The following is a 20,830-nucleotide window of genomic DNA, read 5'->3' as shown; positions in this document are numbered from 1 at the left end:
AATAAAGTTAATTGTATGATGAATAGATATTACATTACAGGACCAGTCTCATGTCATTTAAACAGGTACTGATAACGGGATGGCAATATTTGCGAGCTTTCGCAATACTCTACCTTTGCCTGATTATTGGAAACCTTATCTCAACACTACTTCCATTCTCCATCCCTGGCAGCATTGTCGGCATGTTAATTTTATTCATACTGCTTGCGTTACAAATTATTCCCGCGAAGTGGGCACAACCCGGTTGCAGCATTTTGTTGAAAAATATGACCATCCTGTTTGTTCCTATTGGTGTTGGCATAATGAATTACTATGAATTACTCAGCCAACAAATGGTTCCTATCATCGTTTCCTGCGTGGTTAGTACCTTAATCGTTATGGTCGTTGTCGCCATCAGTTCCAACTATATTCATAAGGAACGCCCTGTCGTTGGGGCTCAACCTGATGACGTTCCTTTACCCCCCGAAGACCCAATTTCTTCGGTCATTAATAATGATAAAACTAAGGGGAATGAATAATGTTAGAACATATTTGGTGGTCATTGCCGTTGACCATTGTGGTGTTTTATTTGGCTCGTAAGCTGTCGACCACATTTAAGTTACCGATTTTAAACCCACTATTAATTACTATTGCGGTATTGATTGCACTACTAGTGATCACGAATACCTCTTATGAGCACTATTTTGCAGGTAGCAAAATACTCAATGATTTACTACAGCCTGCAGTCGTCGCGCTCGCTTTTCCACTTTACGAACAAATGCACCAAATTCGAGCCCAGTGGAAATCTTTATTAAGTATTTGTTTTGCAGGTAGTTTAGTGGCCATGTTTAGCGGTGCCGCCATCGCGTTATGGTTGGGGGCAACCCCTGATATCGCGGGTTCTATTTTGCCTAAATCGGTTACTACCCCTATCGCGATGGCTGTTGCTGATTCGGTTGGTGGGATCCCTGCGATTAGTGCCGCCTGCGTGTTATTTGTTGGGATCTTAGGCGCCATGTTTGGCCATAGCTTATTTGATGTGCTGCGTGTACGAACCCACGCATCAAGGGGACTCGCGATGGGAACCGCTTCCCACGCCCTAGGCACTGCCCGCTGTGCCGAAGTGAATTACATTGAAGGTGCTTACAGTTCCCTTGCATTGATGACCTGTGGGGTTATCACCTCACTTATAGCCCCGTTTATCTTTCCTGTTATTTTACATCTTTTTAGCTAAGCTTAATTCACTAAGCCAATATCCAAGCAAATGAGTAAGAGGAATTTATTAGCCTCTTACTCACTAACACACGGAGAAAACATGAGATATATCTCTCAATTAAAGAATTTGTTTCATATGTTTCATTTAAAATGGTGACTTAAGTCACATATTGTTGAGCGCATTATTGAATAGAATAAAAATAATTAATTAGGGAGGTAACACATGCATTCACGATTTAAGGCCGCTTGGGCCGAACTTCCAGAAAAGTTACAGTCGGTACTTAGACCAATCATTGATAATTCTGATTTCCGAGGTATGTTAACAGCGGAACAAGTCAAACAGATTAAAGCTGAAGCAGGTGTAAGCGACGCTGAATTAGCCTTTGCGTTGTTGCCTTTCGCTGCGGCTTATGCAATTACTCCAATCTCCCATTTTCACGTTGGTGCAATCGCTTGCGGCGCAAGTGGTAATTTATATTTCGGCGCCAATATGGAATTTAGCCATGTTTCAATGGGGCAAGTGATCCATGCAGAACAGTGTGCAGTGACACACTCTTGGATGAAAGGTGAAACGCAGATTACCTCAATTACCGTGAATTACACACCTTGTGGGCACTGCCGCCAATTTATGAATGAATTGCGTGAAGGCGGTAAAATTATGGTGAATTTACCGGGCCGCACACCCGCAGTACTACACCACTATTTACCCGACTCATTTGGGCCGTCTGACTTAAACATTACTACTTTACTACTCGACCCGGTTGACCATGGCTATAAAAACCAAAGCCGTGACCGGTTATTAAGTGCAGCAATCGAGGCAGCAAACCAATCCCATGCGCCTTATAGCCAATCTCATTCAGGTATTGCGTTACAGTTAAAAGATGGTTCATTATTTACAGGCCGCTACGCAGAAAATGCCGCATTCAACCCAAGTTTACCACCACTGCAAGCCGCTTTAATTATGATTAACCTTGCAGGTAAAGATATTCACGCCATCGACCAAGCTAAGTTTGTTGAAAAACAAGATGCAATTATCAAACATTGGTATGTTACCGAAAATACATTACAGGCACTAGGTTGCCAAAATATTGAATTAGCTTATTTGGATTAATTTTATATTTATTTAAATATAACGGTTATTGCTGGGAGCTTGAATAAATAGCAATAACCGTATAGTTGTTATTAGAACTTTAATCTTGTTCACAAAACTATTTACCTGCAAAGTGGCCATTCATAATAGGACTCACTAGTTTTGATTAATATATGCCCTAGTAAGTAAATTCATTAAACAATTTTTCTGTTTCATTTATCGTGTCTTCTAATGTAATAACTAAAGGGATCTTTCGCATTTTTTCTAGCCAAGCTTGGCTTTGTTGCTGTTTTATCGATACAGATTGCGCGGCTTCTTCTTTCATGTCTAGCCAAATGCTAGCAAATAACGCTGATTCACCATTAAGTGATTTATTAGAAAAGCTATTTAATAGTTTCCCTATAATTTTATTCTTTTTATCTATAGATAATACTTCAAATACATCTTTAAACAACCAACCTTCATAAGGAATCCCTGAATTTAACATCGCTTCTTTTTTTATTTTAATAAATTCTTGATGTGTAATATCACCAATTGGGATGTTATCACTTTCTTTGCGATTTTTCATAATTCGTCCATATGCTAATTTGACTTCTTTTTGATACCGACTCCGTTTTTCACTGGTGAATGACTCACCCCGTGCCTTCATATGATTATTTAAAAACTCTTTTTCTAGATAAATAAAAATACTGAAATATTTATCACTTGAATCATTTACCTTTTGAGGGTTATATTTTTCATTAAAAGAGTAACCTTTATTTATGAGAATTAAACATGATAAAATTATAAAAATTAATTTAGAAATAATAAATTTAGAAACCATCATTAGAACTCCTTTTATTCTTATTAAAATTCATTGAATTATTAATCATTTCTTCAAACATAAAGTCTAATTCTTTTTCTATATTTTTAACTAAAGTAATCCGCCTCATTTTCTCCAGCCATCTTTTGCTTTTAATTTGCTTGTCTGATGGTGGTTTGGAAGCTTCTCTTACCATTGCATACCAAAGCATCATGAATAATTTAGCTTCCTTCGCAGGATCGTTGTTATTCATCACAAAAACGAACTGTTGCCATAGTGCCTCTCGGTTTCTCTCATTAATAATATCTAAAACATCTGCTAAAATCCAAGCATGATAAGACATTCCCATTTCATTTAAATTCTCACGATAAAAATCCATTGCCTGTTCATGGCTTAATTTTTTAATAAATGCTTCTTTTGGATACTTTAAAAATTCTAACATTGGGTTATTATCTTTTCCCCCCTTGAAAATAACTAATTTTTTTCTATCAAATATTAAATCCTTAGATTCAGAAAAGTATAACATCTGTAGCATAAAGAAAAGACGTGGCGTTTTAACACCTTTTTTTTCACAAAAATTAGTTGTATTTTTTTTATTATATTTTACATTATTTCCTTGAGGATTTTGGCAAGCACCGAGAAGAAAAACTGAAAGCACAACTATTAATTTATAATTCATATACATCCTTGTGATTCATAAAGTTAGAAACCAATAATCTTAAAAATAAATTATGTAAAAAACACATTGCCCACATAAAAAGAAACATCAGTAATCACCATTCGTTTACTAATAACTAAAATAATTTATTTTATTATAAGTAGACTTTTTAAATATTAATTAAAACTAAAAGATCCTCCAGAAGAATAACCACTATAACTAAATTCAGGTATACTTGGCATTGAGGGTATTGAGTATTTATCTTCAAATGAGTCCATTGAATTGTTCATTGATGACATATTGTCTCTTAACTGGCCAATCATATTTTCAAAATGATGGTTATTTCTTATGGTATCTGTAGGGAAGTCTTTAAATCCTGGCGTTCCCGGAAGAACAACACTCGGGCGTTCTAGATAATAATTTGTTGGTGTTTCATTATCCTTAAACCTATCAAGTAGGTTTGTTGTACGAGGTGCTAATTGTCTATTCGGTTCGGATTTTGGATAAGTGCTTTCCAATATCGATTTATCTACCATATTGTGTGGATACTTAATTGGAGGTGTTGACTTGTTGTTTATTGATGGCATATTTCCCCTTAAATCATCAATCATACGATCATAATGAGCAACATCTGGTTGATAATTAACTGATGGTGAATCAAATAAGCCTGTTTCTGGTAATATATAGTCAGGTCTTTCTAAATAATATTCAGACAATAGATTTTTATGTGTAAATTCCGTTTGGCCACGCCAATCTGTTTGTACTTGAAATGATTCTAAATGTTGTGAAGGATAATCCCAAAATGAAAAACGCTCTGTTCCTCTATCAATTAAAGGGTTTCCTGTATTATAAATAATTGTATTTATTCTATCCATATTATCTTCTTCTATATGAGATATAATATTTTGATAAGATTTCTTGGCTGTAACCACCACGCCATCTACTACATTATCAATATCCAGAACTCGTTTAGTCCAACTATGTATTTTAGGCTGCATATGCGCTGGAGCTTCATATAATGCTCTAAACATTATATCTTTAGTATTTATACTTAATAATATTTCACTTTCTATATCACCTACAGAATTTAAAGCTCTCTGCCAATAACTCTCTCTTTGTTCTCTAGGTAACACAAAAAATACAGGTTCTAAAGTTCATGCATCAGAAGGAAGATTATAATAAGAAAATACACTACTATGAAATAATTTAGCCTCTATGTGATTTATATCACCATAGATTACATCCTTTCCATCTTCAAATCTATTTTTCAGGGTTTGAACATAAGCTATTGCCATATCATAGCGAATACGCTCAATTATAAACTCATCTTGCACTCCAATATGCTCTAAAATAGCTTCATCTAAATAATTAAGCGCAAAAGCACCTGAAAGAGAATCACCTTTAACCACACTATTAGCTAATTTAGCATATCGGTCTCCTTTACTTTCCAAATATTCATACATCAACTTTGGTTCTTTGGTTACGTATAAAATTTTAATTGCATTAGAAACATCACTACGAGTTAACTTTAAATCACCCTTTCTAATTTCTTGAGTTCTCATATTATCTCCTAATTTTTAACATGGTCGAGTAAAAAAATGCGTATTTTTTCCCTAATTATATTGCTATTAGATAATTCTTTAGCATCAAAATAAAATTTAACCTTAGTTCCTATTTCTGGAATCAAAAAATATTGAAAACACTTATGATACTTCTCATCAATTGGTAACCATTCACACTCAATTAAAAAAATTACTTCATTATTAATTTCCTTCCAATAATATCCTTTTTTATTAAAATACATATCATCTTTATGACCAATACTTCTTCGTATTGTTACAGTCACTTCAGTAAAATAAAGATCCAACTCTTCATCATAATATAACTCCCCCTTTCTTTTGAGGTACCCCATATCTAAATACACGTGTTTTCTATAACTCAAATATTTTTCAGGGTTTCCTTTTAATGGTTCAGCATAAACTTCTATAATTTTAACATCATTACTTACCTCATTAGATGGTTTCAAATCAGACCAAGACATTCGCATTGGCAGCACTCTAAAATTAGCCTCACACCCTTTTTTATTTTCAATAAACCTTGGGTCAAAATAGCTATACCCTTCATATTCAGCAAATGGAAAAACATACTCGCCAGGAACTTCTATAATATTCTTATTAAACTGCCCACAGACAAAACCGGGGCGGTTCTCGCCATTTACAATGCAGGAAAATAATAATAACGGTAGAATTAAAAAAAATATAATTTCATAATAATTGACACCTTAATACTTATATAACATTTAGTTTTCAAACTTATTTAAATGAAAACTATGATTTAGCAGAAGCTAATGTTTTACTCATACGTTCATACCATTTATTAATAATTATTTTCTGTTTTTTAGTGGCCTTCTTTTCCTTTTCTGACATCACTTTCATCAAGCTGTATATTACCGATAATTCATGGCCACGGTCTCCAGAAGCTGCCATAATTTTTTGCCAATAAAATTCTTTTTCTTTTTCATCTAATACAGAAAATACCACACCTAAAACCCAAGCTTCTTCGGGTATTTTATTACGTAACATGACCAGATAGTGTATTTCATCTGCTTCTTTATAAGTCATATCATGAGAGACTTTTTCACCTGTACTCTGTTTCTTCGCTTTTCGCTTCAATACTTGAAGCATTTCTAATGCATGGTCATAATTTATTTTGTCTATCAATGTTTTATTAATTGTTTTGTTTTTTTCTTTCATCACCAAATAAAAATAATCTGTTATAACTCGACCAAAAATTGATGAGCCATATTTGTTTTCATAGAAATAGCTGTCAATATTCCTTAGTGTTTCGATTGGGTTATAGTCTGCTCTTGAATGATTCATTCCTCCTAGAAATGCCATAATAATTAATATATAAATACGCTTATTTCTTAACACCCCATTAATTAAATTCATAAAACTCCTTAGTGAAAAATGAAATATAAAATAAAATTTAACTTATATAAATTTAAAACTTGCAGCAATATATGATATTTAAAAATATAATTTAACTTTCATTGAATCCGTTTTTTCTCTCTGTAACTGACTAAAAATAAGAAAAAACATGAAAAAATTGAACCCGCAGAAAAGCTAAACTAACGTTTGAAAACGTAAAAATAACGATGAGACATTCATTATTTGCCTAAGCGTGATCTACCTACCGTAATGCGTATGCCGTTATCGGCTTTCATTCCCTTCCGCGCATAAACTCCTTATCATATGCACAATATTTTTCAGTAAATTTTTTAACGCTTTTTTATCATTATTTACTGTACATATTTGCTGTTTAGCTTAGGATCTACCCTGACTTTGTTGATTAATCGTCCGAAGAGTGATATTTCATGGAACATGAATACGAAACAAAACGCCCTCTCTATATACCCTACGCTGGCCCAATTTTGCTTGAATTCCCTTTACTGAATAAAGGAAGCGCCTTCACAGAAGAAGAGCGCGCAAATTTCAACTTACATGGTTTGCTCCCTGAGCAAGTTGAAACCATCGAAGAACAAGTTGAACGCGCCTATCGCCAGTTAATTGATTTTAAATCAGATATTGATAAACACATTTACCTGCGTAATATTCAAGACACCAACGAAACCTTATTTTATCGCCTTATAGATGCCCACCTGACAGAAGTAATGCCAATTATCTATACCCCAACCGTGGGGGAAGCTTGTGAGCATTTCTCTGATATTTATCGCCGTGCACGTGGTTTATTTATTTCTTATCCAAACCGTGAATACATCGACGACATGCTGCAAAACGCCACTAAACAAAATGTGAAAGTGATTGTGGTCACTGATGGTGAACGTATTTTAGGCCTTGGTGACCAAGGTATCGGTGGTATGGGCATCCCAATTGGGAAACTCTCTCTCTATACCGCGTGCGGGGGTATCAGCCCTGCTTATACCTTACCTATTGTTATTGACGTAGGAACCAACAACCCACAGCGTCTGAATGACCCTCTGTATATGGGATGGCGTCACCCACGTATTACTGGTGATGAATACAACGAGTTCCTTGATGAATTTGTTCAGGCAGTTAAACGCCGCTGGCCAAACGTATTATTGCAATTTGAAGATTTCGCACAGAAAAATGCGATGCCTTTATTAACCCGTTACCGTGATGAACTATGCTGTTTCAATGATGATATTCAAGGCACCGCGTCAGTTGCATTAGGTAGTTTAATTGCCGCCAGCCATGCCGCAGGCAGTAAGCTAAGTGACCAACGCGTGACTTTCTTAGGTGCAGGCTCAGCGGGTTGCGGTATCGCAGAACAAATTATCGCTCAAATGAAATCTGAAGGGTTAAGCGACGAAGAAGCGCGTTCTCGCATTTATATGGTTGATCGTTTTGGTTTATTAACCGATAAACTGCCTAATTTACTCGATTTCCAAGCCAAATTAACCCAAAGCAGTGGAAATTTAACCGACTGGGATGTTAACAGTGACTCAATTTCACTGTTAGATGTCGTACGCAATGCCGAACCAACCATATTGATTGGTGTGTCTGGCCAAGCTGGGTTATTCACAGAAGAAATCATTAAAGAGATGCATAAGCACTGTGAACGCCCTATTGTGATGCCGTTATCTAACCCAACATCACGTGTTGAAGCTCGCCCTGAAGACATTATCAATTGGACTGATGGCAAGGCCTTAGTCGCAACAGGAAGTCCATTTAGCCCAGTGTCTTACAAAGACCAAGTGTTCCCAATTGCACAATGTAACAACTCCTATATCTTCCCGGGTATTGGTCTTGGTGTGATTGCCTCTGGTGCTAAACGTGTCACTGATGGCATGTTAATGGCTGCCAGCCGTGCTCTCGCCAGCTGTTCGCCACTAGCCAAAAATGGCGAAGGTGCGCTATTGCCTCTACTGTCTGATATCCAAGATGTTTCACGCATTATTGCTAAACAAGTGGCAAAAGAAGCACAAGTTCAAGGTGTGGCAACGGTCACTTCGGATAGCGCGCTTGATGAAGCTATTGAACGCAATTTCTGGAAGCCTGAGTACCGTACCTATAAACGAACTTCGTTTTAATTTGTCATAATGACGTTGAAAGGAGCTCTTAGAGCTCCTGAGGTTGTTGACAAAGCGGGATAAAAGCGTGGTTTTTCCCGCTTTGTGTTATCAGCCGAAAATCAATAAATTGATTTTCAAAACCTATCAGACTTGCTGCTCTTTAGAGCTCTTTTTTTGTTTTTTATGACCCCTACAAAATGATATCTGCATTCTCAGATAATGATAAATTGCGCTAAACAAATCACTTATTTAAGATAACGGCCATGACTGATTAATAGGACATTTACATGACTGGCGACCTCAATACTGCTATTCCACAGAAACCTAAGTTTTCCCTATGGGCAATAGCCCTAACGCTTTTTATTGCAGTACTGAATATTGTTATTTATTTTTACCAGCTCAATTATGCCGCCCCACTCGATTCCCAAGAAAATAACTTATTGTTATTTGGTGCCAATGTTTACCAACTTTCATTAACGGGGGATTGGTGGCGTTATCCAGTCAGTATGGTATTGCACTCAGGTGGTATGCACCTTGCTTTAAATACATTGGCCTTGTTTGTTATTGGGATTGAATGCGAACGTACCTATGGAAAATTTAGAATGCTCGCGATATACCTATTTTCAGGTATTGGCGCCGCATTTTTTAGTGCTTATTGGCAATATAGCGAAGCCATTAAGGAAACAGCAAGTCGAGCATCAATGAATGCATGGAACAGTTTATATTTACCTGATAACACAGTGTATATTACTGTTGGCATTGGTGCATCTGGTGCCATTATGGGGTTAGCTGCGGCTTCTGTCATTGATTTATTAAAAAGAATTAATCACCCCAACCTTTCTCTTGAAGAACGAAACCAATTAAAACGCCCGCTATATAATATTATTGGGATGATTGCGTTAACTCTTATCAATGGTTTGCAGTCAGGTATTGATAACGCAGCTCATATTGGTGGCGCAATACTCGGTGCGGTTATCAGTGGCGCTTTTGTACTTGCCCCCCATGCAACAGCTCGAGCAAAACTGCTGTCTAGTGGCTTAATTGTACTTATAGCCGCCGCCTTACTCACTATTACACTCAGCCAGTTTTCTTCCTTACAAGACGAAGACCTAAACTATGAGCGCCAATTTATTTACCAAGAAATGACAAAAGAGCTTAATCAGCGATAAACACACCGTTTTTAGTGAAGAGTCAGTCCTATTATTAACAACATCAATAATAGGACTCATGACCCTAGAAGGTGAATAAATTCATTGTCATCATTACTGCACTACAGGTAATTAATAACAATGTAATGTATTGAAAGGTGCGTTCAGATAAACGGATCAGTAAATATTTAGCCAGTGGCATCACAATCAATGCCCCTGCACACAATATCAGCGCCAATTTTAAATCCGTATAGCCATCTTGCGCATAAGCTAAAGCAGAGGAACCGGATAACACGGTTGTTACAAAAATCGATGTGCCAATTGCTTGCTTAATATTTAGTTGCATATAGCGCAATAACATAGGGAGAACAACCACCCCACCACCAACACCCGTTGCACCAAGTACAACACCCGCCAAGATAGCTGGCACAGCCATGGATTTTAGCTGGTCCCCTTTCGCCGTTTCTTGTTTGATGATCGAAACAAAAAACATTCGCTGAATAAATAAATAGAGCGAAAAAATAATGGCAGCAGCCACTAAGAGATTAATCCCCCACTCAACTTGTTTTTCATACCCCGGTAACCCCCCCAGCCATGTCACAAACAAACTAGAGAGAAAGGTGCTCGGTAACATAATCGCTAACACAATCATTGCCCCTTTAAAGGGAATATTGCCTAGTCGAAAATGCATATAAGAAGAAGAAACCTTCATTAACATCGAAAGAAAATTGGCAGTGGCTACTGCCGCTAATGCATTTAGCCCAAAAAAATAGGTCAGTATCGGTAATACAATCACACCACCACCGACACCCGTTGTGCTAATAATCAGCCCAATCAGTGCACCTATCGCTAACTCCGTTACAATCATTAACTCTTGCCTTGTATCAGTGCTCGTCGCCCTTTTTGTAATGCTTCATTTGCATCACTATCTGCTAACGTGAGGTATTTAAAAAATAATGTATCGAAAGTAATCATCTGTAACACTTGGGGGGTGATGATGCCTAATTGGGAGTGTTGCTCATCATAAAAATAAGGCAAGGCGAAGTCCGCTAACTTCATCGCTTCATCTTGGCCAAAACGCGTCAGTGCGACTGTCGGGCATCCGGTTTCTTTTGCAGAACGAAGCATACTATTGATTTCTTGAGTATTTCCGCGTGCCGTTACCGCAATAGCAAGGTCTTCTGGCCCCAAATTTGCCGAGTAACTTAGCTGAACATGCAAATCATAACTAAACAGTGCATGTTTATTAATGCGAATTAATTTATGGAAAATATCACTGGCAACAATAGCTGAAGACCCGACACCAAACAGCACAATACGTTTGGCCTGGTACATTTTTTGCGCAATCGTATCCACAACTGGTGGTTCAAGCAGATCCAGTGATTTTTCAATAGCCGAAATAAACATGTGCCCCGTTTTAGCGATAATCTGAGAAGTATCATCGTGGCGACTCAGATTACCGTATAGGCTTTCGGCTTTGTGTTGTTTCTCATCCGACAAATAATCGACTTTAAATTCAGGATAGCCACGGTACCCCATTTGACGTGAAAAGCGGATAACAGATGCACTACTTACCCCAGCCGCCTGCGCCAACTCCGCTGCATTCATCGCGATAAGACTTTCGCGGTTATCCAGCAAAAAGGTGGCAATACGTTGTTCTGTGCCTTTACCGCGTGTCTGCAAGCTTTCCAGTTTTACCGTCAGTGTCGACATGGCTTTTCCTTCTAATTATTTTTCTGGATCAGTGAAGCCTATTATCATACTGGCAATGAACCCGACAATCCATGCACCTGCAACAGCAATTAAGAAATCCAATATTTGGCCATCACCCACTAATGGAATTAATGATAACCCGGCAGTACCAAATGGAATGATGATCCCGACATGGAAGAACGCCATTAATGCGCCGCCAGCTGCGCCACCAATACAACCTGCAATGAATGGTTTACCTAATGGTAATGACACACCAAATAAAAGTGGTTCACCGACACCAAAAATACCCACAGGTAACGCACCGACTAATGTTTTCTTCAAGCGTTGGTTTTTGGTTTTTAAATAAACCCAGAAACATGAACCCACTTGCCCCATTCCCCCCATAGCTAAAATTGGGAACAAGTAATTCAGACCAAAAGTTTGTAAAATTTCAGCGTGAATTGGGATCAAACCTTGATGTAAACCCGTTAGTAATAAAAATAAGAAGCTTCCCCCCAAGATACCGCCAGTCGCCACGGCACCACCGCCACTATTTAATAAAGCGACAGAAACACCTTGCGCTAAAATTTGATTTAAGTAATGCCCTGCAGGTTGGAACACTACAATTGCCACCATCGCTGAGACTAAAATGGTCACAAATGGCGTCACGATGAGGTCTAAGCTTTCTTTAATGATACTTCTAAACCACACTTCAAATTTAGAAGAGAAAACGACCACCATAAGCACTGCAAAAATTCCCCCACTACCCGGGACTAACTTCGAGCCAAATAAGGTGATATCCGCTAAACCTGGCATTGAAAGTAATCCAGCCATGACCGCACCAATTGAGGTAGATGCACCAAGCTCTTTCGCAGTATTCACCCCAATCATAATTGAAAGATAAACAAAGACTGCACTACCAATCAATTTTAATAACTTAAATAATTCAGGGAATTGTTCAACAACGCCTGGTGCCACTAAACGCACAATATTGATCAGCCCCATAATCAAACCACAACCAATCAGTGCAGGAATGGTTGGAACAAAAATGGCGGCCAACGTATTTAGCATACGTCGTATGGAAAATGCTTTTTTCTCTGCTGGTGCTGCACTTTCCGTTGTTGCAGAGGTACTACCTTGCATGCGTTTGTTCATCACCGAAAAGACTTTCGCTGCGGTTCCCATTCCAACAATCACTTGTTGTTGCTCACCATTGAAAATAACGCCTTTTACACCCTCAATTTGTTTCAAAGCTTCAGCATCGAATTTACTGTTATCTTTTAAAACTAAACGGATACGCGTCATACAGTGAGTTAATGTTGCCACGTTCTCAAAGCCGCCCGCATATTTTTCTATTTCTCTGGCGAGTACTTCCAGATGTTCTATCTTATTAGCCATATGATTCCCCTGATGTTGACTGAGCCAGTAAACCCGCTCTTCATCACGCTATCCCATTACTTAACGGTGATTGCTAACATGCTGTCCAAGGTGGTGTTTGGATGCTGTTGAACGATATCCGTTGCTTGCTGTGCATTAATCTGTAGCTCATGCATTAAAATTGCGCGTCGTGGATGATAATCCACTTGTGCCAATAACCCTGCCGCGGTGTGTTCATCAATACCGCAGACTTCACTAACAATCCGTTCTGCGCGGCGCAGTAATTTGATATTACTGGCAACGACATCAACCATTAAATTAGTATGAATACGACCTAATCGCCCCATTACACAGGTACTTAGCATGCCTAAAATCATTTTTTGTGCAGTACCGCTTTTCATGCGAGTTGAACCCGATAACACTTCAGGACCAACATCGGGTGCAATAGCTAATTTTGCGACATCACTGACTAATCCCCAGCCTCGCGTGGTAATAGCCACCGTTAACGCACCGATTTCATTGGCGTATTCAATACCTGCTAAAGTAAATGGTGTACGTCCACTGGCAGCAATCCCCACCACGACATCTTTTGCACAAAGCTGGCGCTTTTTAAGCTCATCAATCGCTGATTCCGCTGAATCCTCAATATTTTCAACCGCTTTTAACATTGCATCTTGGCCACCCGCAATAATCGACTGTACCATTTCAGGCGAAGTACCAAATGTTGGTGGGCATTCTGCACTGTCTAATACAGCTAGCCTGCCACTGGTACCCGCCCCAATGTAAAACAAGCGTCCACCTTGCTTTAAGCACTCAGCAACAGCATCAACCACTTGGGCAATCGCAGGTAGAACGGCCTGAATAGCACCTGCAACCGTACTATCTTCTTGGTTAATAACGTTCACCATAGAGAGTGTATCCAAACGTGAAAACTGTTGCGTTTCCTGATTGAATTCATTGTGTAGACAGTCACTCAGAGTATTTTCGGCTAGAGACATTCAAACGCCCTCATGAAATTTAATTTCATTAAAAAATACATTAAATGAATTTTTATTTCAATTTAAATCACTGCGATTTCATACAACTTAATTGCAGGTTATGATCTTTCTCACAATATTACGTTTGTATTGAAAAGCTACCGGTGACGAAAGCCACCGGCGATAACGCTATTTTACGAACTTGCAGGTTCCGAAGGCTGATGGGATGTGAAAATCAGGTTTAACGGAATCAGGTTTGATCCAGCTAATCCATTTACGCACTTGCTTTGGCTCACCTGCACTAAACTCTCCGCGCAAAATGGCACACATTAGTGTCTGTTTGTCCGCATCTTGCCATAAATCGAGTTTAGTAAATTCATCTAAATCAATTTTTCCTGTTAATACATAACCATTTGGCGTTATTTCACCCACCGTTTGTAATGTTTCCCAGTTCCAACTTGGGTCAACTTCACGATAATAATTAGCTTTTGCATCGAAAGTACGCCCTTTCGGGTCCATTTCCGCCGTGTAATACGGTTTTAATTCAGGACTAGTCGCGAAAAAGAGTTCAACTCGGTCAGAATCTAACACCGCCTGGTCTTTATCTGAGTTATCACCTAGCTGAATATCTTTATCATCTGCAATAAATCGGAAATATAATGTGTCATCACTCCACAGGGCACGAAAATCTGTTTTAGGAGCCGCTTCCTTTTCCCATGGGTAAGTAAAATCGGTTAATACTTCTGCTTTTTCCCAGACTTCCGTACTTTTTGTCGCATCATTGAGTGATTTTAACTGATCGGTATGATTGATTTGGTATTCTTTCGCCGCCACACTTGCTGTAACAAGTACAGCACTTGTGGCTAATAATGTCGTTAGTTTCATACTTTCCTCACTTTCCTGATTAAAAATCTGTTATTCACAAAAAACCATTAAAGAAACAATATTTCACAATCAACTAAAAATATAGAATTAAAATTTCATAATATATAGCTTCATTCTATAAAAACTATCATGATGTGAAGCTGCTCACTCTTTGATGAGAATGTGATTTATCTTTTTCATCCAATGTCTGATTAATTTTGATTCAATTAATAGGCTTAATATTAGTTAACCCCCGATTGTAATGTAGACATTGACATGATTTTACGTTGCGCGACTTGCGTCACTAATTTAAGTCAAGTAGCCTAGAGATACTGGCCTATTGAGGCTAACAATTTCTAAATTATGACTCTTTATTATCAAGGCTAGGACATGAGGAAACGTCTGTTTTTTGGTCTTATTATTCTTGCAGGGATCGCATTTACGACCATAATGTTGCTTGATCGCTGGATAAGCTGGGATACCGCCCCCTATATCTATGAAGATGTAGAAAAATTGCCTGCGCGCGATGTCGGGATGGTACTTGGCACATCCAAATATTATGCCTCTGGCGTTAATAACCTCTACTATACCTATCGTATTAAAGGCGCAGCTGAGGCATACCACAGTGGAAAAGTTAAGTATTTACTTCTTAGTGGTGATAATGGCGCACATAATTACAATGAGCCAATTAACATGCGCAAAGATTTAATTAAAGAAGGGGTTCCAGCCTCTAAAATTGTGCTCGATTTCGCTGGCTTTAGGACATTAGACTCAGTGGTGCGCACTAAAAAAGTGTTTGATACAGATAATTTTACGATTATTACCCAGCGTTTTCATTGTGAACGAGCAGTCTTTATCGCCAAACATAAAGGTATTGATGCACAATGTTTAGCAGTTCCGACACCTTCTGGGATGTATAAAGTGAGAATACGAGAAGTGTTTGCACGGCTAGGAGCTCTGGCCGATTTATATATTTTAAAACGCGAACCTAAATTTTTAGGTGAGCAAGAATCTATCCCTGCTCCCATTAAAATGCCTGCAGGAATTAAAGGCTATCCGGCTGTTTCACCGGATGAAGTCAATAAATTGAATTAGACCTATAAGTAGATGAACCTTCATCTACTTATTAACTTTCCGGTCAATTTGCGCCAACACCATTCAAGAGGCCCCTGCCTAAAAAACATTAACCAATAATAAGAAAACAATAAATTTACCCCCCAAATAACGGGAACCAAAACAAGTAATTCAACCCGTGTAAATTGCCCAAAATAGCCTAAGTGGTAAAACAGTGTGGTACAAATTAGCGTTTGCAAAATATAGTTACTCAACGCCATACGACCCACATATTGCAGTCCATGAATGACTTTGTTGTTTACCACTATTCCCCAAAAGCCATACACCAGAGCTATATATCCTAAAGATTGAAATGGAATAACTAGCTCATTAATAATATAACCAATAATTGATGTTGAAAAATAGCTCCAATTGAATTGGCTTTGTGTGTATAGCGAAACTATTTGAATCAATAACGATGGCAAGATAAATATGCAGGCTATTTTGCGATAATGTTGAGCGGTGAATTGCCCTCGTAACCAACCATTTTTCATTAACAACGCGCCAATAATCATCAACGCAGATAATTGCCAGCCATATTGGATAACTAGCATTTCAACCATCTTGAGCATCTCTGATGCTCGATAATACACACCATCCATTCCCCCAGAGGTATGTATAGTATATTCAAATGCTAATTGCTTATCCGAGGTTTGCCAAAAACCTGAGGGATCTACACCACTTCCCAACACGAGCAAGATGACTAGCCCAATCAAATATAGTGACAATGCTATTTTCAATAAAAAACCATCATCATATTGATTAAGCAAATAGGTTACCAACAAGCCCGTTAATGCATAGGCCAAAAGAATATCACCGTCCCAAAAGCCAACCCCATGAATCATCCCGAACAGAGCTAAAACAAATAAACGGCACTGATTCCAACGAAGAGAACGAGGCTGCAACAACACGAGAGTTGCCCCAAAAAGGATGGAAAAAATAGCGAGAACTTTACCTTGAAAAAGGACATTGAAAACACCCCAGAGGTAAGCCTCTGACTCGGGTGTTGTATTGGTGTAATAAGGGTTTAAATACGCCGCTTGTGGTAAAGCAAAAGCAAAGATATTCATTAAAAGAATACCTAAAATCGCTATACCACGGACGGCGTCAAGCGCGTCAATACGACTTGACGGTGTCGTTGTTGTCATAAATTATAAATGGCGAACTGCACGTAAAAATTCTTGCCGTGTGTTTTGGCTTGATTTAAACAATCCGCCTAATGACGTTGTTGTTGTTGCACTTGTCGCGTCACGAATACCACGTGCTTTCACGCAATAATGCACGGCATCTATGCAAACAGCCACATTCGTAGTTCCCAGTAATGTTTGCAAAGCAACCAAAATTTGCTGTGTTAAACGCTCTTGCACTTGTGGGCGTTGTGAAAAAAATTGCACAATCCGGTTAATTTTCGATAAACCAATAACTTTATCTTTTGGAATATAGGCAACCGTTGCTTTTCCATCGATCGTAACAAAGTGGTGTTCACAGGTGCTTGTTAGCGTAATATCACGCACGGTGACCATTTCATCCACTTTCATTTTATTTTCAATCAGAGTGATTTTTGGAAAGTTCGCGTAATCTAGCCCTGAAAAAATTTCATCAACATACATTTTTGCGATGCGACGAGGGGTATCAGCTAAACTGTCATCGGTTAAATCCAAATTCAGCAGCGTCATGATCTCTGTCATGTGCCCTTCAATCAGTTTCTTGCGTTCGTCGCCTGATTTTGGCTGGATACGCAAAGGCGTTTCTAAGCCTCTTGCCTCCAGTGCGGCATGAACTAATTCGGCCTCTTTACTCAGAGATGACATGTGATCCTCCACAAATGGTATAACTATTTTTATAAAATGCAGGTGTGCGGTACTCTAAAACAGCAGGTACAGATAATCCAGTACAACATGGATAATTACCGTGAAATATTTGCATTTATTCATGCAATTCATTCACCCTGTCAATCTATTCTTTAAAAGGTTTTACACCTTATATACGGTGATTAATAGCACATTTTTTATTGATACATTAATTTTGAAAGATAAATATAAAGTGCCTAGAATATTTAACATGATTATAGCAGCAACAGTTTTGTTATTTTGTGCATAATTTTCTCTGTGCTAATACCAGCTGATTGACTAAATCTCACTAAAAGCTATCTGTAATCAATTTCTATTCATTCACCCACTAATGGATTTCTGCCATAATATGCATTACGAACACATTTTAAGCCTCAAGGCAGATAACGATAATGAGGGTCATTATTTATGGATCAGTGTCATACTAACGATTTGATTTCTCTAGATGTTGCATTGGAAAAATTACTATCTCAAACAAAAACCGTCACAGATACCGAAATCATTCCATTGACCTCCTCTGCACAGCGCATCATTGCGACAGACCTGATTTCCCCTATCAATGTCCCACCATTTGATAATTCTGCTATGGATGGCTATGGCTTACGTTTTGCCGATTGGGATGGGGAAACACCAATGCCAGTGGCAGGTAAATCATTTGCCGGCAACCCAATGGAAGGCGAATTAAAAGCAGGTTGCTGCGTGCGTATTATGACGGGCGCCCCAATCCCACAAGGTGTGGATACGGTTGTGATGCAAGAGTCTACAGAGCAAACGAGCCAAGGTATTGTATTTACCCAACCTATTAAACAAGGTAGTAACGTTCGTAAAGCAGGGGAAGATATTGCCCAAGGCAATGCAGTGTTCCCAGCAGGAACGTTACTCACAACAGCCCAACTGCCGTTAATTGCTTCACTAGGGATTGCAGATGTCACCGTATATCGTCGCCTTAAAGTTGCCGTTTTTTCAACGGGCGATGAGCTACAAGCCGTTGGCCTTCCTTTAGCAGATGGGCAAATTTATGATACTAACCGTTTCACCGTTCGCCTGATGCTTGAAAAACTTAACTGCGAAGTACTTGATCTAGGTGTGATACCGGACTCGCCAGAAAAACTCAAACAAACCTTTATCGAAGCTAACCAACACGCTGATTTGGTCATCAGTAGTGGCGGCGTTTCCGTGGGTGAAGCTGACTATACTAAACAAATTTTGGATGAATTAGGCACGATTGGTTTTTGGAAGTTAGCCATTAAACCAGGAAAACCCTTTGCATTTGGTAAGTTAAGTGACGCTTGGTTTTGTGGGCTACCGGGGAACCCTGTTTCTGCCGCACTCACCTTCTACCAATTGGTTCAACCACTGATTGCACGCCTTTCAGGACACAGCCAATGGCGTGCCCCGCTACGCTTCAAAGTTCCGGTTACCACCGCGTTGAAGAAAAGCCCTGGTCGTTTAGATTTTCAACGAGGAATTCTAAGCGCTAATGAACAAGGACAATTGCAAGTCGCCACGACGGGTCACCAAGGCTCACACGTGTTTAGTTCATTTAGTTTAGCTAACTGCTTTATTGTCCTTGAAAGAGAACGTGGCCGTGTTGAGGCGGGTGAAATGGTTGAAGTCGAAATGTTTAACTATTTATTAAAAAGTGAATAATAACTGTGCAAGAGCTTAGCGATCCGGAAATGTTGCGGTACAACCGCCAAATTATCCTCCGTGGGTTTGATTTCGATGGGCAGGAAAAGCTTAAAGCTGGCAAAGTGCTGGTTATTGGCCTTGGTGGTTTAGGCTGCGCTGCCACTCAATACCTTGCCGCAGCAGGTGTCGGTCACCTGACATTGGTGGATTTCGACACCGTGTCATTATCTAACTTACAACGGCAAGTGTTGCATCGTGATGCGACCATTGATATGCCAAAAGTTGATTCAGCAAAAACACAGCTTGCAGCCATTAACCCACATATCCAAATTGATACCGTCAATGCACAGCTAGATGATGCACAACTTGATGAATTAATCACACATCATGATGTGATCTTAGATTGCACTGATAACGTCGCCATTCGTGAACAGCTCAACCGGTTGTGTTTACCGCATAAAAAACCATTGGTTTCAGGTGCAGCTATCCGCATGGAAGGACAATTATCTGTTTTCACTTATGAAGAAAGTACTCCTTGCTATCACTGTTTAAGCCGTTTATTTGGTGACAATAACTTAACTTGCGTTGAAGCTGGGGTCATGTCCCCTTTAGTCGGGACTATTGGTACGCTAGAAGCGATGGAAGCAATTAAATTATTAGCTAATTATGGGAAGGTTAATTCAGGAAAAGTATTGCTATTTGATGCAATGACTATGGATTTCCGTCAATTTAAACTTAGCAAAGACCCGCATTGTGAAGTCTGCGCTAAAGGCTAAAGGCTATATTTTCGAGCAAGTTGGCTTTTCTCATCATTCAGGCGAGACTTTTCTCGCCTTTTCACCATTTTCATCACACCAAAATTAAGAATAATCCGAAAAAATAATTTAATTGCCCTTTCACCTTATACTATCCCCCTTTTGTGGTGCTTGATGGTTTAAATATCACCACTGTTTATTCTTTTGATAAAGTTACTGAGAGTATGAATATGCAATTCCCTCCTTGCCCGAAATGCCAGTCTGAATACACCTATACTGATAACGATATGTATATCTGCCCTGAGTGCGCGCATGAATGGAATGATGCCGAGCCTGTAGCTGATATTGATGAATTAATTGTAAAAGATGCCAATGGCAACCTGCTAGCTGATGGCGATACCATCACCGTGATTAAAGATCTCAAAGTCAAAGGCAGCTCTTCAATGCTAAAAATCGGTACCCGCGTTAAAGGTATCCGTTTGGTCGAGGGCGACCACAATATCGACTGTAAGATTGATGGTTTCGGTCAAATGAAATTGAAATCTGAGTTTGTGAAGAAAAACTAAGTTTACTTCGCCCATTAAAAAGCCCTCAATCAAAACTGAGGGCTTTTTGTTTCTAA

The 20,830-nt window shown here is 38.8% G+C and carries 22 protein-coding genes; 9 read left to right on the top strand and 13 right to left on the bottom strand.

The features are described from left to right. The first annotated feature begins 50 nt into the window (after positions 1-50). The 3 genes from PSE72_RS05145 to cdd all read left to right on the top strand — a co-directional run bounded on the left by PSE72_RS05145 (position 51) and on the right by cdd (position 2,305). A complete protein-coding gene (locus tag PSE72_RS05145; RefSeq protein ID WP_004256512.1) occupies positions 51-518 on the top strand; it encodes a CidA/LrgA family protein in 468 nt (155 codons plus the stop codon). Continuing rightward, complete coding sequence (locus tag PSE72_RS05140) at positions 518-1,213, top strand: CidB/LrgB family autolysis modulator (protein WP_004256514.1); 696 nt, start codon at positions 518-520, stop codon at positions 1,211-1,213. Before PSE72_RS05145 ends, PSE72_RS05140 begins: the two co-directional genes overlap by 1 nt. A gap of 204 nt (positions 1,214-1,417) precedes the next feature. Next, positions 1,418-2,305 carry a cytidine deaminase gene (gene cdd, locus PSE72_RS05135; RefSeq protein ID WP_109910994.1) on the top strand — a complete coding sequence of 296 codons (888 nt, stop codon included), beginning with the start codon at positions 1,418-1,420 and terminating at the stop codon, positions 2,303-2,305. Positions 2,306-2,462: 157 nt separating this feature from the next. Here the strand turns inward: cdd and PSE72_RS05130 are convergent, their stop codons facing one another. From PSE72_RS05130 to PSE72_RS05105, 6 genes are all read right to left on the bottom strand, one after another. Then, the gene (locus PSE72_RS05130) at positions 2,463-3,110 is read right to left on the bottom strand and encodes a hypothetical protein (RefSeq protein ID WP_109910993.1); all 648 of its coding nucleotides are present in this window, start codon (positions 3,108-3,110) and stop codon (positions 2,463-2,465) included. Further along, complete coding sequence (locus tag PSE72_RS05125) at positions 3,097-3,765, bottom strand: hypothetical protein (protein ID WP_109910992.1); 669 nt, start codon at positions 3,763-3,765, stop codon at positions 3,097-3,099. The genes PSE72_RS05130 and PSE72_RS05125 overlap by 14 nt, the downstream gene beginning before the upstream one ends. 155 nt (positions 3,766-3,920) lie before the next feature. Further along, complete coding sequence (locus PSE72_RS05120; RefSeq protein ID WP_147281951.1) at positions 3,921-4,877, bottom strand: hypothetical protein; 957 nt, start codon at positions 4,875-4,877, stop codon at positions 3,921-3,923. Between the two features lie 21 nt (positions 4,878-4,898). After that, positions 4,899-5,306 carry a hypothetical protein gene (locus PSE72_RS05115; protein WP_115167693.1) on the bottom strand — a complete coding sequence of 136 codons (408 nt, stop codon included), beginning with the start codon at positions 5,304-5,306 and terminating at the stop codon, positions 4,899-4,901. Between the two features lie 8 nt (positions 5,307-5,314). Further along, complete coding sequence (locus PSE72_RS05110; RefSeq protein WP_272690916.1) at positions 5,315-5,785, bottom strand: hypothetical protein; 471 nt, start codon at positions 5,783-5,785, stop codon at positions 5,315-5,317. Positions 5,786-6,071: 286 nt separating this feature from the next. Further along, the gene (locus PSE72_RS05105; protein WP_115167695.1) at positions 6,072-6,695 is read right to left on the bottom strand and encodes a hypothetical protein; all 624 of its coding nucleotides are present in this window, start codon (positions 6,693-6,695) and stop codon (positions 6,072-6,074) included. Positions 6,696-7,120: 425 nt separating this feature from the next. Here PSE72_RS05105 and PSE72_RS05100 point away from each other — a divergent pair, with 425 nt between their 5' ends. Together PSE72_RS05100 and PSE72_RS05095 are read left to right on the top strand one after the other, a co-directional pair. Beyond that, the gene (locus PSE72_RS05100; RefSeq protein WP_272690915.1) at positions 7,121-8,818 is read left to right on the top strand and encodes an NAD-dependent malic enzyme; all 1,698 of its coding nucleotides are present in this window, start codon (positions 7,121-7,123) and stop codon (positions 8,816-8,818) included. 269 nt (positions 8,819-9,087) lie between these two features. Next, positions 9,088-9,969: a rhomboid family intramembrane serine protease gene (locus PSE72_RS05095; RefSeq protein ID WP_115167697.1), complete on the top strand. Its 882-nt coding sequence runs from the start codon at positions 9,088-9,090 to the stop codon at positions 9,967-9,969. 64 nt (positions 9,970-10,033) lie between these two features. Here the strand turns inward: PSE72_RS05095 and PSE72_RS05090 are convergent, their stop codons facing one another. The 5 genes from PSE72_RS05090 to PSE72_RS05070 form a co-directional block, all read right to left on the bottom strand. After that, positions 10,034-10,816, bottom strand: coding sequence for a sulfite exporter TauE/SafE family protein (locus PSE72_RS05090; protein WP_004909234.1), 783 nt, complete (start codon positions 10,814-10,816; stop codon positions 10,034-10,036). After that, positions 10,816-11,661, bottom strand: coding sequence for a MurR/RpiR family transcriptional regulator (locus tag PSE72_RS05085; protein WP_004909230.1), 846 nt, complete (start codon positions 11,659-11,661; stop codon positions 10,816-10,818). The genes PSE72_RS05090 and PSE72_RS05085 overlap by 1 nt, the downstream gene beginning before the upstream one ends. Positions 11,662-11,676: 15 nt before the next feature. Beyond that, positions 11,677-13,038 carry a PTS transporter subunit EIIC gene (locus PSE72_RS05080; protein ID WP_004909226.1) on the bottom strand — a complete coding sequence of 454 codons (1,362 nt, stop codon included), beginning with the start codon at positions 13,036-13,038 and terminating at the stop codon, positions 11,677-11,679. Between the two features lie 56 nt (positions 13,039-13,094). Beyond that, positions 13,095-14,015, bottom strand: coding sequence for an N-acetylmuramic acid 6-phosphate etherase (murQ, locus tag PSE72_RS05075; protein WP_198641799.1), 921 nt, complete (start codon positions 14,013-14,015; stop codon positions 13,095-13,097). Between the two features lie 168 nt (positions 14,016-14,183). Further along, positions 14,184-14,879 carry a sugar-binding protein gene (locus PSE72_RS05070; RefSeq protein ID WP_109910986.1) on the bottom strand — a complete coding sequence of 232 codons (696 nt, stop codon included), beginning with the start codon at positions 14,877-14,879 and terminating at the stop codon, positions 14,184-14,186. 369 nt (positions 14,880-15,248) lie between these two features. Between PSE72_RS05070 and sanA the strand changes: the two genes are divergently transcribed. Then, positions 15,249-15,953, top strand: coding sequence for an outer membrane permeability protein SanA (gene sanA / locus PSE72_RS05065; protein ID WP_115167698.1), 705 nt, complete (start codon positions 15,249-15,251; stop codon positions 15,951-15,953). 20 nt (positions 15,954-15,973) lie between these two features. On the opposite strand, the gene yeiB is transcribed toward sanA, so the two are convergent. Further along, complete coding sequence (gene yeiB, locus PSE72_RS05060; protein WP_217007780.1) at positions 15,974-17,119, bottom strand: DUF418 domain-containing protein YeiB; 1,146 nt, start codon at positions 17,117-17,119, stop codon at positions 15,974-15,976. Between the two features lie 3 nt (positions 17,120-17,122). Then, positions 17,123-17,782, bottom strand: coding sequence for a GTP cyclohydrolase I FolE (gene folE / locus PSE72_RS05055; protein ID WP_004256561.1), 660 nt, complete (start codon positions 17,780-17,782; stop codon positions 17,123-17,125). 447 nt (positions 17,783-18,229) lie between these two features. On the opposite strand from folE, the gene moeA reads away from it, so the two are divergent. The 3 genes from moeA (at position 18,230) to PSE72_RS05040 (ending at position 20,774) form a co-directional block, all read left to right on the top strand. Beyond that, the gene (gene moeA / locus PSE72_RS05050; protein WP_115167699.1) at positions 18,230-19,471 is read left to right on the top strand and encodes a molybdopterin molybdotransferase MoeA; all 1,242 of its coding nucleotides are present in this window, start codon (positions 18,230-18,232) and stop codon (positions 19,469-19,471) included. Between the two features lie 5 nt (positions 19,472-19,476). Beyond that, positions 19,477-20,229: a molybdopterin-synthase adenylyltransferase MoeB gene (gene moeB / locus PSE72_RS05045; protein WP_198641797.1), complete on the top strand. Its 753-nt coding sequence runs from the start codon at positions 19,477-19,479 to the stop codon at positions 20,227-20,229. A gap of 209 nt (positions 20,230-20,438) precedes the next feature. After that, the gene (locus PSE72_RS05040; protein WP_004909208.1) at positions 20,439-20,774 is read left to right on the top strand and encodes a zinc ribbon domain-containing protein YjdM; all 336 of its coding nucleotides are present in this window, start codon (positions 20,439-20,441) and stop codon (positions 20,772-20,774) included. The last annotated feature ends 56 nt before the right edge of the window (positions 20,775-20,830 follow it).

The organism is Providencia sp. PROV116 (genome assembly GCF_028482485.1).
GTDB lineage: Bacteria > Pseudomonadota > Gammaproteobacteria > Enterobacterales > Enterobacteriaceae > Providencia > Providencia rettgeri.
Note: the sequence above shows the minus strand (reverse complement) of the source record. Positions and strands in the feature narration are given on the sequence as shown.

Coding starts and splice junctions, on each gene's coding strand:
- PSE72_RS05115 (WP_115167693.1), bottom strand. CDS start 5,306: ATGAGAACTCAAGAAATTAGAAAGGGTGATTTAAAGTTAACTCGTAGT.
- PSE72_RS05080 (WP_004909226.1), bottom strand. CDS start 13,038: ATGGCTAATAAGATAGAACATCTGGAAGTACTCGCCAGAGAAATAGAA.
- PSE72_RS05040 (WP_004909208.1), top strand. CDS start 20,439: ATGCAATTCCCTCCTTGCCCGAAATGCCAGTCTGAATACACCTATACT.
- PSE72_RS05110 (WP_272690916.1), bottom strand. CDS start 5,785: ATGTCTTGGTCTGATTTGAAACCATCTAATGAGGTAAGTAATGATGTT.
- folE (WP_004256561.1), bottom strand. CDS start 17,782: ATGTCATCTCTGAGTAAAGAGGCCGAATTAGTTCATGCCGCACTGGAG.
- PSE72_RS05145 (WP_004256512.1), top strand. CDS start 51: ATGTCATTTAAACAGGTACTGATAACGGGATGGCAATATTTGCGAGCT.
- PSE72_RS05125 (WP_109910992.1), bottom strand. CDS start 3,765: ATGAATTATAAATTAATAGTTGTGCTTTCAGTTTTTCTTCTCGGTGCT.
- PSE72_RS05085 (WP_004909230.1), bottom strand. CDS start 11,661: ATGTCGACACTGACGGTAAAACTGGAAAGCTTGCAGACACGCGGTAAA.
- PSE72_RS05100 (WP_272690915.1), top strand. CDS start 7,121: ATGGAACATGAATACGAAACAAAACGCCCTCTCTATATACCCTACGCT.
- PSE72_RS05130 (WP_109910993.1), bottom strand. CDS start 3,110: ATGATGGTTTCTAAATTTATTATTTCTAAATTAATTTTTATAATTTTA.
- murQ (WP_198641799.1), bottom strand. CDS start 14,015: ATGTCTCTAGCCGAAAATACTCTGAGTGACTGTCTACACAATGAATTC.
- cdd (WP_109910994.1), top strand. CDS start 1,418: ATGCATTCACGATTTAAGGCCGCTTGGGCCGAACTTCCAGAAAAGTTA.
- moeA (WP_115167699.1), top strand. CDS start 18,230: ATGGATCAGTGTCATACTAACGATTTGATTTCTCTAGATGTTGCATTG.
- PSE72_RS05140 (WP_004256514.1), top strand. CDS start 518: ATGTTAGAACATATTTGGTGGTCATTGCCGTTGACCATTGTGGTGTTT.
- sanA (WP_115167698.1), top strand. CDS start 15,249: ATGAGGAAACGTCTGTTTTTTGGTCTTATTATTCTTGCAGGGATCGCA.
- PSE72_RS05090 (WP_004909234.1), bottom strand. CDS start 10,816: ATGATTGTAACGGAGTTAGCGATAGGTGCACTGATTGGGCTGATTATT.
- PSE72_RS05095 (WP_115167697.1), top strand. CDS start 9,088: ATGACTGGCGACCTCAATACTGCTATTCCACAGAAACCTAAGTTTTCC.
- yeiB (WP_217007780.1), bottom strand. CDS start 17,119: ATGACAACAACGACACCGTCAAGTCGTATTGACGCGCTTGACGCCGTC.
- PSE72_RS05070 (WP_109910986.1), bottom strand. CDS start 14,879: ATGAAACTAACGACATTATTAGCCACAAGTGCTGTACTTGTTACAGCA.
- PSE72_RS05105 (WP_115167695.1), bottom strand. CDS start 6,695: ATGAATTTAATTAATGGGGTGTTAAGAAATAAGCGTATTTATATATTA.